The sequence below is a fragment of the Actinomadura sp. WMMA1423 genome, from assembly GCF_006547145.1.
In the GTDB taxonomy this organism is placed as follows: Bacteria; Actinomycetota; Actinomycetes; order Streptosporangiales; family Streptosporangiaceae; genus Spirillospora.
Genome location: NZ_CP041244.1, coordinates 1147344 through 1162336, shown reverse-complemented (window position 1 = coordinate 1162336; position 14993 = coordinate 1147344). Strand labels below are relative to the sequence as shown.

Here is a 14993-nt window from a genome sequence, read left to right as displayed (position 1 = left end):
CATTGCCCTCCGAAGTTCGATGGCGGTTACGCTAGCGAGCCCCACGGACGGCCCGCCGACCGGATCGTCACCGACATGGCGGCGATGGTGCCGCTGCCGCCGGTGGAGCCGGTGGTCGGCTGGCGCACCTCGACCCGGCTGGCCCGCGACCATTACGTCCGGATCGCCTCCAACGACTACTCGGTGCACCCGTCGGTGATCGGGCGGCTGGTCGAGGTCGTCGCCGACCTGCAGGAGGTGAGGGTGACCTGCGGCGGGCAGCAGGTCGCCGCGCACCCGCGCTGCTGGGCGGTCCACCAGACCATCACCGACCCCGCGCACGCCCAGGCGGCCGCGGTGATGCGGCGGCTGCGGCTGCAGACCACCCGGCCGCCGGCCGACACCGAGGTCGAGCAGCGGCGGCTGAGCGACTACGACGCCCTCCTGGGAGTCCAGGACATCGGTGCCGCCGGCATCGAGGGGGTGGCGTGATGGCACCCCGCACCAAGGCCACCGTCGCCACGGCCACCGCAGCGGGCGCCGCGAGGAGCACTGGCGGCCGCAATGTCGAGGCCGAACTGGCCTACCTCACCCGGGTGCTCAAGGCGCCGTCGCTGCACGCCGCCGCCGCTCGTCTGGCCGAACGCGCCCGGGAGGAGTCCTGGACGCACGAGGAGTTCCTGGCCGCCTGCCTGCAACGCGAGGTCGCCGCCCGCGAGGCCCACGGCGGCGAGGCCCGCATCCGCGCCGCCCGCTTCCCCGCCCGCAAAGCCCTGGAGGACTTCGACTTCGACCACCAGCGCTCAGCCAAACGCGAGGTCATCGCCCACCTGGGCACTCTGGATTTCGTCGCCGCCCGCGAGAACGTCGTCTTCCTGGGCCCGCCGGGAACTGGCAAGACCCACCTGTCGATCGGGCTGGGCATCCGCGCCTGCCAGGCCGGACACCGCGTCGCCTTCGCCACCGCCGCCGGGTGGGTCTCGCGGCTGGCCGACGCGCACGCCGCCGGACGGCTGCATGACGAACTGACCCGGCTCGCCCGCGTCCTGGTCCTGATCGTCGACGAGGTCGGCTACATCCCCTTCGAGGCCGAGGCCGCCAACCTGTTCTTCCAGCTCGTCTCGTCCCGTTACGAGCGGGCCTCGCTGATCGTGACCAGCAACAAGCCGTTCGGCCGCTGGGGCGAGGTGTTCGGCGACGACGTCGTCGCCGCAGCCATGATCGACCGCCTCGTCCATCACGCCGAGGTCATCAGCCTGAAGGGGGACAGCTACCGCCTGAAGAACCGTGACCTGGGCCGTGTCCCCGCGGCCAACACCACCAACGACCAGCAGTAACGACCAACAACATCAGGGGGTCAACTTTCAGACGTCGCCAGGGGGTCAGAATTCAGCCGTCGTTGACACTGTGCCTGGTGCTGCCTTGAGTGACAGAACTTGATCGACCTTCTTGTACGGTGCGGGCCTTGGCGTGGCGGGCGCAGGAGGCGAAGATCGGCGCCATGGACCTCCTGGAGACTCTGGTCGGCAAGGGATTGCGCCGTGAGCCGCTGTCCCGCGCCGAAGCGCTCGCGGTGCTGGAAACCTCCGATGACGAGTTGCTCGACGTGGTGGCCGCCGCCGGCAAGGTACGCCGTCACTGGTTCGGGCGCCGGGTCAAGCTGAACTATCTGGTCAACCTGAAGTCGGGGCTCTGTCCTGAGGACTGCTCGTACTGCTCGCAACGGCTGGGGTCGGAGGCGGGGGTCCTGACCTACACCTGGCTGAAGCCGGACGAGGCGGCCGCCGCGGCGGAGGCGGGCGTGGCCGGTGGCGCAAAACGCCTGTGCCTGGTGGCCAGCGGTCGCGGTCCGACCGACCGGGACGTGGAACGGGTCGCCGGCATCATCTCCGCGATCAAAGAACGCGACGAGGACGTGGAGATCTGCGCCTGTCTCGGACTTCTGTCCGGTGAGCAGGCCGGGCGACTGCAAGAGGCCGGCGTGCACGCCTACAGCCACAATCTGAACACCGCTGAAGCTACGTATGCGGACATCTGCACCACGCACGGGTTCGGCGACCGGGTCGACACCGTGCGGAAGACCAAGGAGGCAGGCCTGTCGGCCTGCTCCGGGCTGATCGCCGGCATGGGGGAGAGCGACGCGGACCTGGTGGACGTCGTCTTCGCGCTGCGCGACCTGGACGTGGACTCGGTCCCGGTGAACTTCTTGATCCCGTTCGAGGGGACGCCGATGGCCGAGAAGTGGGCCCTCACCCCGCAGCGCTGCCTGCGGATCCTGGCGATGGTGCGCTTCGTCTGCCCGGACGTGGAGGTGCGCCTCGCCGGCGGGCGGGAGATCCATCTGCGGACGCTCCAGCCTCTCGCACTGCACGTGGTCAACTCGATCTTCCTCGGCGACTACCTGACCAGCGAGGGGCAGGCCGGCAAGGCGGATCTCGACATGATCGCCGACGCGGGCTTCGAGGTGGAAGGCACGGCCACCACCACGCTGCCCGAACACCGAAGGCGGTCGAAGACCTCGGCCTCCGATGACGCCCCCGAAAATGAGAACGGCGACGCCCGCCCTCCGCAGCCCCGTGGCCCTGCCCGAGCCGACCTGGTCGCAGTGCGCCGTCGTGGGGCAGGCACCAACCTGCCCCCCAATGCCTGACCCGCGCGAGCTGCCGGTGCGTCCCTGACGTCGTTTTCGCCGATGTCCCAAGACCACGTGGCGTTGGCGGCCAAGACCGTCCCCCTTCCCACAAGCGACGCCCACGCACAGGCAGCGCCCCCTCGACTGCGGCGTCTTCAGAGGCGGGGGCGCCTGCCCGGCAATGCGTCCCGATGGGCAGCGCACCCACTAAGGTGAGCCGCCGCCACAAGCGAGGGGATCTACAGGGCGCCGCCAAAGCGAGGCACCTTCACGCGGCAGGTATCTCTGCAGGTGAGGCGTCTCCGCGCGCCGGGCGCCAGAGGTGGGGGCAGGGCCACGAGCGTGGGGCAACGGGGCATGGCATCAGTGGCGAGGCACCTTCACGGGGCAGGTGTCTAGGTGGGTGAGGAGTCTCCGCGCGCCGGGCGCCACCAGAGGTGGGGGGCAGGGCCACGAGCGTGGGGCAACGGGGTATGGCGTCAGTGGCGAGGCACCTTCACGGGGCAGGTGTCTAGGTGGGTGAGGAGTCTCCGCGCGCCGGGCGCCACCAGAGGTGGGGGGCAGGGCCACGAGCGTGGGGCAACGGGGTATGGCGTCAGTGGCGAGGCACCTTCACGGGGCAGGTGTCTAGGTGGGTGAGGCGTTTCCGCGCACCGGGCGCCACCAGAGGTGGGGCAGGGCCACGGATGAGGGGGCGGACGGGGCGGCGCCAATGGCGAGGAACTTTCACGGGTAGGGCTCTGGCGGGTGGGGCGTCTTCACGGGGGGAGGGGCAGCCAAAGGCCCGGCGTCTCTGTGGGGGAGGCGTCTGCGCGGGCGGGTGGCGGCAGAGGTCGGGCTTGCACGGGTCGGGTCTCTCCCTCGTTGGCGTTCTTGCGAGCGAGTCGTCTAGTGCCGGAGGCGGAGGACGACGCTCTTGGAGAAGGTCCCTCGGTCCGCGGCCTTGGCGGCGCGTTGCTGTTCCAACCGCTCGGGTGTGAGGCCGTGGTGGGAGGCGAGGGCGTGAAGTACCTCCAGAAGGTCGGCGAGCTCCGCTGGATCGTTGGTCGCGGTGTACTCGTCGGCCTCCTCGTAGAGCTTGTCGCGCAGTAGGGCCGCACGCTCGTCGTGAGACGCGGTCCGCGTCTCCGGGACTCTGCCCGCCTCCCGGATGATCTCGGGGATCCGGTCGCGGACGAGCTTCTCGGCTTGGCGTCCGTCCTTGGCCTGATGCGCTGTCCTGCAGTAGCGCCGGTCCAAGGACTGGATCCACTGGACGGCGACCGCCGCCGTCTGGACCAGTTCGCCGCGGAGGTTCCCAGGGTCGGTTTCGGCCAGCGCCTCGAAGAATTCTTCGGCGAGGATGTGGCGCCACGTCAGCTCGCCTCGTGACCCTGCCGTGGCGCATTCCTGTTTTGCCTCCTCTGCTCGTGCGGTGAAAGCCGAGCCGGTGCCGTCCGGGAACTCCTGGACGCCCCACATTCGGTCTTGGGCCTCACGTTCCGCCGCCACATCCGCCAACACTCCCGCCAGCGACCCCGGCGCTTGCTCGTTCTCCATGCGGCGACGTTAGCCACTCGGATGGCTCGCCATCGCGTGGTCCGGTTCGCAGCTGAGCAGTTCGTGCATGATGGGCGGGAGTTCGTCCCAGAGCCACTCGTTCAGCGTGCCCGGAAAGTCTGCGGGCGCGCGTATGGCCAGGCGGCGGGGTGTCACTTCCGTGAGACGAACCGCGAGGGGCCCGTCGTCCCACATGGGATCGCGGTTGCCCCAGAACGCGGAGAAGTCGGCGCTCGTCAGCAGCAGCTCCGCGGGCAGGGTGTGCTCGCCCGGGTGCCTGCCGAGCGGTAGCAGCCGTTGGGCGGCGGTGCGCAGGACGTTGAGCGCGGCCAGGTCGTGCGGGCAGGCGACGCCGGTGATCTGCAGTTCGGGGAGGCCGAACCGGCAGAGCCCCCGGGTCGTGAGGTAGACGCAGGCGCAGCCGTCGATGTCGTCCTCGTCGGCGGTGCAGCGGCCGGAGTTCCTGTAGGGCGGCAGGACGGTGCCGAGCCAGTCGTCGGCGAGAGCGAACTCCTCGAACCGTTCGAAGGGGACGACGGGCAGGACCTGGCCCGAGGTGAGGTCCACGGGCACGCCGCAGACCGATTCGGCGATCGCCTTCGTCGCGGCGCGCGCGAGGTGGGGGCCGAGCGGCAGGTCACCGGCCGGCAGGACCGAGGTGACTCCGATGTGCTTCGTCGCCCGGCTCAGCCTCTCGATGTCGTCGGCGTCCGCGCCGGTGGCGCTGGAGAGGTCCCACGGCGAGGCCGCGGCGGGATGGCAGGCGAGCGCGAGGCGGGGAGACCCGATCCGTTCCGACAGGGCCGCCGCGAAGGTGCCGGAGAACCTCCGGAGGATCGCCGCCGACAGGTCTGCGGGGTTCCGGTCGGTCGCGACGACGAAATCGGCGCGCGTCTCTTCGGGGACGGTGATGGTGACGGGCATTGCAGCCTCCTCGGGCCGTTGGACCGGCGTGCGAGGTCCAGCTTCGAGGCGGCCGCCAGGCGGAGTGAGGAGAACGAGATCCTGTGGATAAGTCCTGCCGACGTCGCCGACCCGGCAGGACCGGCGACCCTGGCGGCACGTTCGGGCTGCCAGGGTCAGCGGTCAGAACGCGCAGGGGAGGGACTTGATCCCGTTGATGAAGCTCGCCCGTTGGCGGACGGGCGGCGCCGTGGCGTGCAGGGTCGGCAGCCGCGTGTACAGCTCGCGGAGCAGCACCGTGATCTCGCGGCGGGCCAGGTGCGCGCCGAGGCAGAAGTGCGGTCCCGGGGCGCCGAATCCGAAGTGGGGGTTGGGGAGGCGCATGACGTCGAACGCCCGCGGGTCCTTGAAGACGCCGTCGTCCCTGTTCGCCGAGTTGTAGTAGAGGATCACCCGGTCGCCGGCGCGGTAGACGTGCCCGCCCAGTTCGTGGTCGCGGGTCAGCGTGCGGCGCATCCACGTCACCGGGGAGGCGTATCGGACGATCTCCTCGACGGCGGCCGGAAGCCGCACGTCCAGGTCGGAGAGGAGCACGTCCCGCTGGCCGGGGTGGTCGGTGAGCAGGGCGAGGGAGTGCGACAGCGCGTTGCGCGTCGTCTCGTTGCCTGCCACCACCAGCAGCGCGAAGAAGCGCCCGAGGTCGAGGTCGTCGAGGGCCTCGCCGTCCACATTGGCCTGTGTCAGCGCGGTGACGAGGTCGTCGGCGGGCTTCTCCCGGCGCAGCCGGCTGAGGTCCGCCATGAGCGCGTGCAGGATGGAGAACTTCTCGGCGAGGACGGCCGCACGGTCGCGTCCGTCAGGCCCGTCGTGGTCGGGATCGCCTAAGGCGATGATGAGGTTGGTGGCGTCGATGACGTCGTCGTAGGCGGACTCTGGGATGCCCATCATCGAGCAGATGACCTGCAAGGGCATCCGCACGGCGACGTGCTCGACGAAGTCGCACGGGCCGCGTTCGGTCAGCTCGTCCACGATGTGCCGGGCCAGGACGGCGACGTCGCCGGTGACCCGCTGGACGAGGCGCGAGGTGAACGAGCGCGCCACGATCCGGCGGAGCCGCGCGTGCCGCGGATCGTCGATGCTGATCATGGAGCCGCTGTAGCGGGCCACCTGAGGGGGCGGGTCGACCAGGCTGACCGCGGTGGGCTGGGAGCTGAACACCTGGGGGTTCCGGCTGGCCTCGGCGACCTCCTCGTAGCGGGTGATCGCGTAGAACCCCTGGTCGTCCGGCAGGGGGCAGAAGACCGGACCGTCCGCAGCCCGCAGGGAGGCGAAGAGTTCGTCGCGCTCGTCTGGCGGTTTCGCCCAGAAGTCCAGGCTGACGAGACTGCTCTCGGCGATGGAGGGCATGGGTGGGAGCGCCTTCCCCTGGGGAGTTCTCGCCCACAGGCTAACCCGGCCGCCTCCGGGAAGACGATCATGCGCGGGCGGGGTGGGGCCCCGCCCGCGCATGATCGTCCGCCGTTGCCGGGACCGCGCCCGGCATAACCACAGTTAGCGAGCGGAAAGCTCCACAAAGTGACGCTCGCCCGGTCCCACGTAAACCTGGCGCGGACGCCCGATCTTTGTGGACGGGTCGTTCATCATCTCGCGCCACTGGGCGATCCAGCCGGGGAGCCGGCCGAGCGCGAACAGGACCGTGAAGGCGTTCGTCGGGAACCCCATCGCCTTGTAGATGACACCGGTGTAGAAGTCCACGTTCGGGTAGAGCTTGCGCTCGACGAAGTAGTCGTCGCTCAGGGCGACCTCTTCGAGGCGCATGGCGAGATCCAGCAGCGGATCGGACTTGCCGAGCGCGTCCAGGACCTTGCCGGTCGCCTTCTTCACGACGGCGGCGCGCGGGTCGTAGTTGCGGTACACGCGGTGGCCGAAGCCCATCAGCTTGACGCCGGGCTCCTTCTTCTTGACGCGCTCGACGAACGAGTCGATGTCGTCACCGTTCTCGTGGATGCGCTCCAGCATCTCCAGGACGGCCTGGTTGGCGCCGCCGTGCAGCGGGCCGAACAGCGCGTCGACGCCCGCGGACATTGAGGAGAACAGGTTCGCCTGGCTCGAGCCCACCAACCGCACGGTGGAGGTTGAACAGTTCTGCTCGTGGTCGGCGTGGAGCACGAACAGCATGTCCAGTACGCGCGCGATCTCCGGGTCGATCTCATAGGGCTGCGTGGGCAGGCCGAACATCATGCGGAGGAAGTTCTCCACGTACCCGAGGGAGTTGTCCGGGTAGAGCAGCGGCTGGCCGTTGGACGTCTTGTACGCGTAAGCGGCGATCGTCGGGAGTTTGGCGATGAGCCTGATGCTCGAACGGTCGACCTGTTCCGGGTCGAACGGGTCGAGGCTGTCCTGGTAGAACGTCGACAGGGCGCTGACAGCGGACGACAGCACGGCCATCGGGTGCGCGCGGCGCGGGAAGGCGGAGAAGAACGCGCGGAACTTCTCGTCCAGCAGCGTGTGGTGGCGCACGTTGTCGGTGAACGTGCTCAACTCGTCGGCCGTAGGCAGCTCGCCGTAGATCAGCAGGTAGGCCACCTCGAGGAAGGACGACTTCTCCGCCAGTTCCTCAATGGGGTAGCCCCGGTAGCGCAGGATCCCCGCCTCACCGTCGATGTAGGTGATGGCCGACGTGGTGGACGCCGTGTTGGTGAAACCCGGGTCGAGCGTGACATGCCCCGTCTCCTTGAGGAGGCTGCTCACGACCAGCCCCGAGGGGCCTTCGGTCGCCTCGGTGACCTCCAGAGGCATGCGGCCGCCCGCGTGGTCGAGCTCGAAGTCCGACATACTCGCTCACTCCCAACTGCGTCCACACCTGCGTAGACGATCCGTTCTTCATCGTATCCACGTGATCACGGGGGCTGATCCGGGCCGTCCCCGTCGACGGCGGACCCCCTGGCGGCACGCGCGCGGGCCGCCCACCTCTCCTCGCATCCGTCTCTCCGCTCCTGCGGCCGCGGTGACCCGAACCTTTCCGCTCCCATGCTGGAACGGGACGAGTCCGCCCGGAACGCTTGGTCCGGCTGGCCTGGGCGGAAAGGTGGACGCTCAGGAGCTATCTACCAAATTTCGCCCTCCCTTCGGTGGTACCCCGACCGCCCGTCCGTCGGGGAGTTCTCATGATCTCGTGCGAGGGAGGGGTTGCCATGGAGGCCGTCCGGCACCGCTGCGGCGCCGCCGGCGAAAGTGAGAAGAATCTCAGCATCCTCGCCGCACCCGGCGGTCCGGGCTACGCGTCCACATGCGCCTACGCGTGCGGCTCACGCAAGGTCGGCTGCTCGGTCGGCACCTCGACCAGTGTCCGCTCCTGGACGTCGATCAGCTGCTCGACGTCGACGGGCGGCCACTCATCGCCGTAGTGGGCGTCCAGCAAGGTGCTCAGGGCGACGAGGATCTGCTCCGGTGTCGGACGTTCCGCAGGGTCCTTCGTGAGGCAGCGTGTGACGAGCCCCAGCAGGGGTGCTGGGAGGAGGTCCAGATACGGCTCGCCGTGGACGATCCGTCCGCGGACCTTGTGCCCGTCCCCGAACGGCGGCGCGCCGGTCGCCGCGTAGACGAGCGTCGAGCCGAGGGAGAACACGTCGCCCTCAGGATGGACGGGGTCACCCAGGGCCTGCTCCGGCGACATGTACGCGGGCGTCCCCAGGATCTCCGTACGCGAAAGCGGCAGCGCGTCCAAGGGACGTGCGATGCCGAAGTCGATGACCCTCGGGCCGTCCGAGGCGAGCAGGACGTTGGACGGCTTCAGGTCGCGGTGCACGATCCCCGCCCTGTGGATCGCGATGAGCGCTTCCGCCAGCCCGGCCCCGAGCCGGCAGACGGTCTGCTCCTGGAGGGCCCCTTTCTCCCGCACGACCTTGGAGAGACTCACCCCGCGGATGTACTGCGTCGCCAGCCACGGCCGGTCGGCGTCCGGATCGGCGTCGACGACGGGCGCGGTGTAGAAGCCGCTCACCGAGCGCGCCGAGGTGACCTCACGGCGGAAGTGCTCTCGCCATCTGGGGTCGTCCAGGAGCTCCCGCCGGATGACCTTCACCGCGACCAGCCGCCTGCTGGGCGACGCTCCGAGGAACACCTCGCCCATCCCGCCGGAACCGAGCCGGGCGACCACGCGGTACGGGCCGATCATCTGGGAGGGTTCTGGCTGCAGGGACACGGCTATCCGATCATGGTGGGCGGGCTCAAATCGTGCCATGCGCGCGGGCCCGCCCGGCCGTTCACGTCCAGGAAAGCGCGCTCCGGTCGGCCCAGTAGCGCTCGGCAGGGACGCTCAGCCGTGCGAGCTCCTCCAGGTCGCCTTCACCCAGCCGCACATCCGTCGCCGCCAGGTTGGCCCGCAGTTGGGCGGGACTGACCGCGCCGATGAGGACGGTGTCAGCCCACGGCCTGCCGAGCGCCGCCGCCATGGCGACGGCGTCCGGTCCGACGTCGTGCGTTGACGCGACGTCCTGGACCTCAACGGGCGCCCGCACGGCGAGCCGGCCGTTGGCCAGCACCTCTTTGAGCAGCACATGCAGACCGGCGCCGTGAGCCTCGCGCAGCGCTTCCTCGGCGGAGGTCTCCAAGAGGTTCCAGGTCGACTGGACAGTGCTGAACAGCCGCTGGCCGGACACCTCGAGTTCCATGGCCCGCCTGATCGTTTCTGCCTGCCGGGGTCCGGATGTCGAGAACCCGACGCGAACGCCCTCCGCCGTGAGTTGTGCCAGGGCCGCCTGGAGGGGGACGTCCTCGAACAGGGGACTCTCTTCGGTGAGTGAGTGCACTTGATACACCGACAGGTGCCCGTCCAGCAGGCTGCGCGTCTCCTGGTACTGCGCCTGGAAGCGGTCGAGGCTGTGCTCCTTGACCTCGTGCACTTCCGCGTCGGTCTTCCAGTCACCCACGTAGGTGTAGCCCCACTTGCTCGAGACACGGACCCCCGAAGGCGCGCGGTCCGCCAGCCAAGCCCCGAGGAACTCCTCGGCCCTGCCGTAGGAGCGTGCGGCGTCAACCCAACGGATGCCTGCCGCGTAGGCGGCATCGAGGACGCTCCAGGTCGCCTCGCGCATCGCCTCCACGCTCCGCCCGGGCGGCAGTTCGCCGTGGCTGCCCACATTGATGTAGGCCGGCCGCCCCACCGCGGCGAGCCCGATCCCGAGTCGACGTATCGCGTTCATGACTCCAGCCTCGCACGGGGAGCCCCGGCCGCCGTTATCCACAGAACCGCGTTCTAGGCATGGTGGCGGGGCCCGTCCATGAGGCTGGGCCGCGTCCACGTCACCGCCACAGGAAGGCCCGGCAATGCCCGACCAGATGACTCGCGCCGATCACGGTGCCAACCAGTTCGCCACGCTCCTCGGCCTCACCCGCTGGCAGTTGCGCCTCGGGCTCGAGCATGGGCTGCTTCCGAAGCCCGACCTTGAGGAGGACCGATGGTCCGCCGCCCTCGCCGAAGAGGTCCGAGGGCGCGGCGAGGAGATCGTCGCCCGGTTCGGCGCCGAGCCGCCGGTCGGCTCGGCACGGGCCGCCGCCCGGCTGGCGGCGCGTGTCGGCCTCGACGTCGAGCGCGGCGACATCGAGGTCCTGGTCGCGCAGGACGACCTCAACGTCGCCAGCACTTTCCGCGGCCACCCGGTCTACCTGCTGCGCGACCTCGACCGGCTCGATCCCGCCGCCGTGCGCCGCGTCGTCACCGCTAGGAAGGGCCCGCTGACCGACACTGTCGACGCCGGTGGCGCGTCGGTCATCCTCGGCTGGCCCCGCAAGACGTTCGACCGGATCGCGGGCGAGCGCGGCCTGGCAGCGGACAGGCTCGGCCGCTACGCCCTCTCCGACGTCCAGGCCCTGCGGGCGGACGAGAACCTGGCACGCGAGGTGGCTGAGGAGAAACGCGGCTTGGCCCTCGCCCGGACGCGCCGCTCCGAGGCCCACGCCGAGGACGTCGTCCGCGCCTGGCTCCTCCGCTGCTCGGCCTTTCTGGACCGCGACGCCGACCAGCCACCGGATACCGCTCCGCTGGGACGAGCGCTGAGGAACCTCACCACGATCAGGGCCGAGATAGCCCGCCAGGAACCCCCTTCACCCTGAGCCGTCGTGCCGAGGCCTCGTGGACGTCCGCCGAGAGACACTGCGTCTTAGTCCGAGCAGCAAGGTGGCCTTGGCCTCGCGTTTGGACGCCGCCGCGGATGAGCACCCGCCTATCCGGGACCACGCCGCCGGGGGTGAGCAGCGGCCTGACCGGGAAGGCGCCGGCAGCGGCGGCGAGGCAGCTCCCCAGGTTTCGGAGTGTGCTGGTGCAAGAGGGGTGGTGTCCAGTTGAGGTCGGCGCGGTCGCCGTGCCGCGGCTGGGCGTTTGTGGCCGTGGCGATGGCTTCGCTCGGCGTGGGGCGATTCAGGGTGGTGGTGAGGGGTTCCTCGGGCGATTCGGTGAACCGCTGGTGCCAGTTGGGCAGCCTCGAGTCGAGGTAGATCTAATTGCCGTGCCGTGCCGTGCCGTGCCGTGCCGTGCCGTGGCGTTCGTCATCGTGTCGATGACCTTGTCTGGCGCGGGGGCGTTCGAAGGTCGAGGGCCGCTGTGCGGTTGTGGTGCCCTCCGCGGCGTTCTGATCTCGACGTGTGCGGGTGTGGGGAGTCGCTAGTTGCGCCGGGAGGTCGATCGGCGCCGGGAAGACGGCTTCCGGGTGTCTTGGTGCCGGGCCAAGGTTCCCAGGAGGCGGTCGCGGGCCTCGGTCCGGGACATCGCCGGAAGGTGCGGGGGGAGGGTGGACGCCACTGCCGGAGGGCCCTGGACGATGCCCTGGTCGTCGACCATGGCCCGGTCGCCCGTCCATTGACCGAGCAGGACCGCGAACACGGCATTCGGGTGGCGCTTGAGGAGCATCGCGATCCTGTCGGCCTCCTGGGAGCAGTCGGCGACCAGAAGTAGACGGCGCGCGTGCGTCACGCCGCTCCTCTCGCGGATGGCGAGCTCGGTCTCCAGGTAGGCGAGCGCCGCGTCGAGGTTGCCGGGGATGAAGAGCCCGGCAGTGTCATCGTCGAGGAGTTCGTCTTCGGCCAGCCCGAAGAGGGTGATGGCGTCGGGGCGCGGGACGACGACCAGCGAGTCGTCGGCGTGCTCGTCGAGGGCCGTCAGCGCGAGCACTCGCGCGGTGGAGGTGGCGCCCGGGCCTGAGAGCCCCCGGGCCGCAGCGCCGAACGGGTCGAGCAGGGGACGGTAGGTGACGTTCGCCGCCTGTGGGTCCGGAGGGTTCGGCACAGGAAGGGGGGACAGGCCGGGGTTGGCGGCGGTGTAGAGGCGGTGCCGGAAGGGGTAGCACATCGCCGCGGCGACGGGGAGCAGCAGACCGAGGAGCAGTACCGGCTGCAGCGAGGAGGGGCGTGAACCGATCTCGTCGGCCTGGTCGCGGGCAGGTACCGGGGCCGGTAGTGGAGTCTGGGCCGTCCCCGGTACCGCGGCCGCTCCCGGTGTCGGCGCCGAACGGGCGCGCTTGGTGGGGCGCGGAGGCGGGGGCCCGCTTCCGGGGTCCCCGGGTGCGGGCGGACGGGGCGCCGGGTCCTCGTGCGGGCGTGGCCGGGGCGCCCTGTGCTCCTTCTTCGGCTTCCGGTCATTCCGATCGACCCAACGAGGCAACTCCCGCCCACGTCCCGGGTGCCCCCGGGACTTCTCGTGCATCGACAGCCATGGCTCCTTGCACTTGTGCGAGGTGAACCTGTCGCCGATGCCCACGGTGTGGCGGCAGATGGGCGGTCGGGGTCTGCGCGGCTCGTGATCGGTTCCGGCGGCCGCCTCGGACGGAGCCGCGGCGCCGATACTGATGGCTCCGGCCATGGCGGTGCACCCCAGGAACCCGCAGGTGCAGCGGAGCCATTCGCCGAAGGCGACGGCGAGTTTGGGATTTGCCAGGAAACGGTTCATCTTCGCCCCGGGGGATCGCGTCGGTCACCGTGTGACTGCCGATCGTAGCCACTTTGGCTACGGAGCGTTGCACATTGCCCACAGTCGGCTCCAGTGATCCCGTTCCGCCGCCGCCGTTACTCCCACGACTGATAAGGCCGTCAAATCCCAGCTCATCCCGAAATATTGGTGTCTGCTCTCGGTGGGACGGCCGAGACCGTCGGAAGCCCGAATTCCCGCGAATTCATTGGGGATGCGCGGCAAGGGGAGTGCGGACAAGGCATCCGCAAGCAGGGACGGTTGCATGATCGTCACATGTTCGGTCTTCTCGGGGAGTCCCCTCAGGTGGCACGCAGGGGTGACGGTGCGGGCGTAAAACTGTCACTCGCTGTCACTGCGTGTCGACGCGCCTGAATGGCCCGCGCACTCGATGAATCCCGACTGTCGGCCAGGAGGGCGAATCGGCCACATCCCAGCGGACATGAAGGTGCAATGCGCGACAATTCATCTGATCGCGTGGCCATGCTCATAAAACTGCACACCCCCTGGTCGAGGGGCTGCCAACTCGAGAACTAATGGCGCTGCGCACCCGAGAAGCACTACCGCGTCCACCGCGCCGCCACCGGTGCGGACCACCCCGGCGCGGCCTGATCAACGTCCCGGCTATGGTTTCGATCGTGATCTGGGAGGGGTTCCGGAAGGGCGTGGAGGGCTGGGGGCGCGAGCTCGGGGACGTCGAGGAGCAGATCACCCTGTACGGCGAGACCCTCAGCGAGTTCACTCTCGACCTCTCAGCCGCATCCGCGGAAGCGATCGAGCACTACAGGCGCGCCCTCGACGCGTACGAAGCGGCCAAACGGGCGCTCAGCAGAAGCGTCGATGTCGAGGCCGCGAGTCTGGCCGTTGTGGATGGACGGTCCGAACTCGAGCTCGTGCGGACGCTGATGGCCGGGCCCGCCGCCCGCGAGGAATCGTGCTTCTTCAACCCGGCACACGGCGCCTCGGTCGTGCGAGTCAGGTGGAGGCCGGACGGCGGGAGCAGTCGATGGGTGGCGGTCTGCGCGGCAGATGCCGCCAGGCTGGCGTCGGCGCGTGAACGGGCTGTCCCGAAGCCACCCGAGGCACACCGGAAGGAAGCCGCCAAGATGCCGGCGGCTGAGCGCGCCGTCCCGCGGCAACGCGGGGCATCTCGCATGCCGGTGTCCGGCATGGGGGCCGATGAGGTCGGAGCCTTCGGCTCCTACCAGGGCGAGGGCGACTCCAAGATCACCTTTCGGGGGCCGCTGGATGGGGCCGTGCTGCTCCGCATAGAGTCACTGGACGGGCCGATCACGGTGGGGCCGCGCAGCATCCTCACCAGCGAACGGACGGCCCTTTACGGGGGGACGAAGGCCGGGACCGCCCGGGTGCCGGTGCCGCGGAGTTGGCGCGGCCGCATGAAGATGCACGTGCTCGCGCAAGGCCGCTGGCGCATCGTCGTCGAGAAGGCCGCTCCCAGGGAATTCGTCGAGCGGGTGGACGGCCGTGGAGCGGACGTCGTCGCATACACCGGTCCAGGGGCGCCTGCCCGCTTCACCCACCGCGGGCGCGGGTCCGCGCAGGTGCACGCACTCACGCCCGGTTTCGAAACCGATGGCATCCTCGCTTCGGCGAAGGGCGATGCCGCCGTGGACTTCGTGTTCACCGGCCCGGCAGTCCTGGCCGTCCATGCCCGGGGCGTCTGGTCGATCACGCTCCAGGAGGATGGCGGGTAGGTCGACCGGTGCCGCCTGCACCACCTGTCAAAACTCGTGTGTGGCTTCTCCAGGGAGACCCCGAGCCGGGCATGCGCCTGGCCACGGAGCCCGGCGGGTCCTGTGGCGCGGTGTAGGCCGGGGGGTGGGGCGGGTGGTGTGGGCCGCGCCACCTGTCGAACCCGCGTGTGGCTTCTCCGGGCGGACCCCGGGCTGGGTATGCGCCTGGCCACGGAGCCCGGCGGGTCTTGTGGCGTGGTCTAGGCCGGGGGGTGGGGCGGGTGGT

At 69.9% G+C, this 14993-nt stretch carries 11 protein-coding genes and 1 pseudogene; 5 read left to right on the top strand and 7 right to left on the bottom strand.

Annotated elements, in window-relative coordinates; translation table 11 throughout:
• Positions 1–51: 51 nt before the first annotated feature.
• The 3 genes and pseudogenes from FKD65_RS05720 to bioB form a co-directional block, all read left to right on the top strand.
• Positions 52–471: pseudogene (locus tag FKD65_RS05720) on the top strand (IS21 family transposase); the annotation flags it as partial.
• Positions 471–1316 (top strand): IS21-like element helper ATPase IstB, encoded by an 846-nt coding sequence (gene istB, locus FKD65_RS05715; RefSeq protein ID WP_141576484.1) that lies wholly within the window; start codon positions 471–473, stop codon positions 1314–1316. The pseudogene FKD65_RS05720 and the gene istB, both read left to right, overlap by 1 nt.
• 164 nt (positions 1317–1480) lie before the next feature.
• Positions 1481–2629 (top strand): biotin synthase BioB, encoded by a 1149-nt coding sequence (gene bioB / locus FKD65_RS05710; protein WP_141586418.1) that lies wholly within the window; start codon positions 1481–1483, stop codon positions 2627–2629.
• 870 nt (positions 2630–3499) lie between these two features.
• Here the strand turns inward: bioB and FKD65_RS45365 are convergent.
• The 6 genes from FKD65_RS45365 to FKD65_RS05680 all read right to left on the bottom strand — a co-directional run bounded on the left by FKD65_RS45365 (position 3500) and on the right by FKD65_RS05680 (position 10257).
• Complete coding sequence (locus FKD65_RS45365) at positions 3500–4150, bottom strand: nucleoside triphosphate pyrophosphohydrolase (protein ID WP_240809981.1); 651 nt, start codon at positions 4148–4150, stop codon at positions 3500–3502.
• Between the two features lie 9 nt (positions 4151–4159).
• Complete coding sequence (locus FKD65_RS05700) at positions 4160–5074, bottom strand: hypothetical protein (RefSeq protein ID WP_141576483.1); 915 nt, start codon at positions 5072–5074, stop codon at positions 4160–4162.
• 162 nt (positions 5075–5236) lie between these two features.
• Entirely contained in the window at positions 5237–6460 is a 1224-nt protein-coding gene (locus FKD65_RS05695; RefSeq protein ID WP_141576482.1) for a cytochrome P450, read from the bottom strand.
• A gap of 144 nt (positions 6461–6604) precedes the next feature.
• The gene (locus FKD65_RS05690) at positions 6605–7888 is read right to left on the bottom strand and encodes a citrate synthase (protein ID WP_141576481.1); all 1284 of its coding nucleotides are present in this window, start codon (positions 7886–7888) and stop codon (positions 6605–6607) included.
• 460 nt (positions 7889–8348) lie between these two features.
• A complete protein-coding gene (locus FKD65_RS05685) occupies positions 8349–9257 on the bottom strand; it encodes a serine/threonine-protein kinase (RefSeq protein WP_205718555.1) in 909 nt (302 codons plus the stop codon).
• Between the two features lie 61 nt (positions 9258–9318).
• Complete coding sequence (locus FKD65_RS05680; RefSeq protein ID WP_141576480.1) at positions 9319–10257, bottom strand: aldo/keto reductase; 939 nt, start codon at positions 10255–10257, stop codon at positions 9319–9321.
• 124 nt (positions 10258–10381) lie between these two features.
• Between FKD65_RS05680 and FKD65_RS05675 the strand changes: the two genes are divergently transcribed.
• A complete protein-coding gene (locus FKD65_RS05675) occupies positions 10382–11167 on the top strand; it encodes a hypothetical protein (protein ID WP_141576479.1) in 786 nt (261 codons plus the stop codon).
• Positions 11168–11714: 547 nt separating this feature from the next.
• Here the strand turns inward: FKD65_RS05675 and FKD65_RS05670 are convergent.
• Positions 11715–12398, bottom strand: coding sequence for a hypothetical protein (locus tag FKD65_RS05670; protein WP_141576478.1), 684 nt, complete (start codon positions 12396–12398; stop codon positions 11715–11717).
• 1241 nt (positions 12399–13639) lie between these two features.
• Between FKD65_RS05670 and FKD65_RS05665 the strand changes: the two genes are divergently transcribed.
• Positions 13640–14728, top strand: coding sequence for a hypothetical protein (locus FKD65_RS05665; RefSeq protein WP_141576477.1), 1089 nt, complete (start codon positions 13640–13642; stop codon positions 14726–14728).
• Positions 14729–14993: the final 265 nt, after the last annotated feature.

Excerpts from the sequence above, each read along its gene's own strand:
- istB (WP_141576484.1), top strand. The coding sequence starts at position 471 with ATGGCACCCCGCACCAAGGCCACCGTCGCCACGGCCACCGCAGCGGGC.
- bioB (WP_141586418.1), top strand. The coding sequence starts at position 1,481 with ATGGACCTCCTGGAGACTCTGGTCGGCAAGGGATTGCGCCGTGAGCCG.
- FKD65_RS45365 (WP_240809981.1), bottom strand. The coding sequence starts at position 4,150 with ATGGAGAACGAGCAAGCGCCGGGGTCGCTGGCGGGAGTGTTGGCGGAT.
- FKD65_RS05700 (WP_141576483.1), bottom strand. The coding sequence starts at position 5,074 with ATGCCCGTCACCATCACCGTCCCCGAAGAGACGCGCGCCGATTTCGTC.
- FKD65_RS05695 (WP_141576482.1), bottom strand. The coding sequence starts at position 6,460 with ATGCCCTCCATCGCCGAGAGCAGTCTCGTCAGCCTGGACTTCTGGGCG.
- FKD65_RS05690 (WP_141576481.1), bottom strand. The coding sequence starts at position 7,888 with ATGTCGGACTTCGAGCTCGACCACGCGGGCGGCCGCATGCCTCTGGAG.
- FKD65_RS05680 (WP_141576480.1), bottom strand. The coding sequence starts at position 10,257 with ATGAACGCGATACGTCGACTCGGGATCGGGCTCGCCGCGGTGGGGCGG.
- FKD65_RS05675 (WP_141576479.1), top strand. The coding sequence starts at position 10,382 with ATGCCCGACCAGATGACTCGCGCCGATCACGGTGCCAACCAGTTCGCC.
- FKD65_RS05670 (WP_141576478.1), bottom strand. The coding sequence starts at position 12,398 with ATGTGCTACCCCTTCCGGCACCGCCTCTACACCGCCGCCAACCCCGGC.
- FKD65_RS05665 (WP_141576477.1), top strand. The coding sequence starts at position 13,640 with ATGGTTTCGATCGTGATCTGGGAGGGGTTCCGGAAGGGCGTGGAGGGC.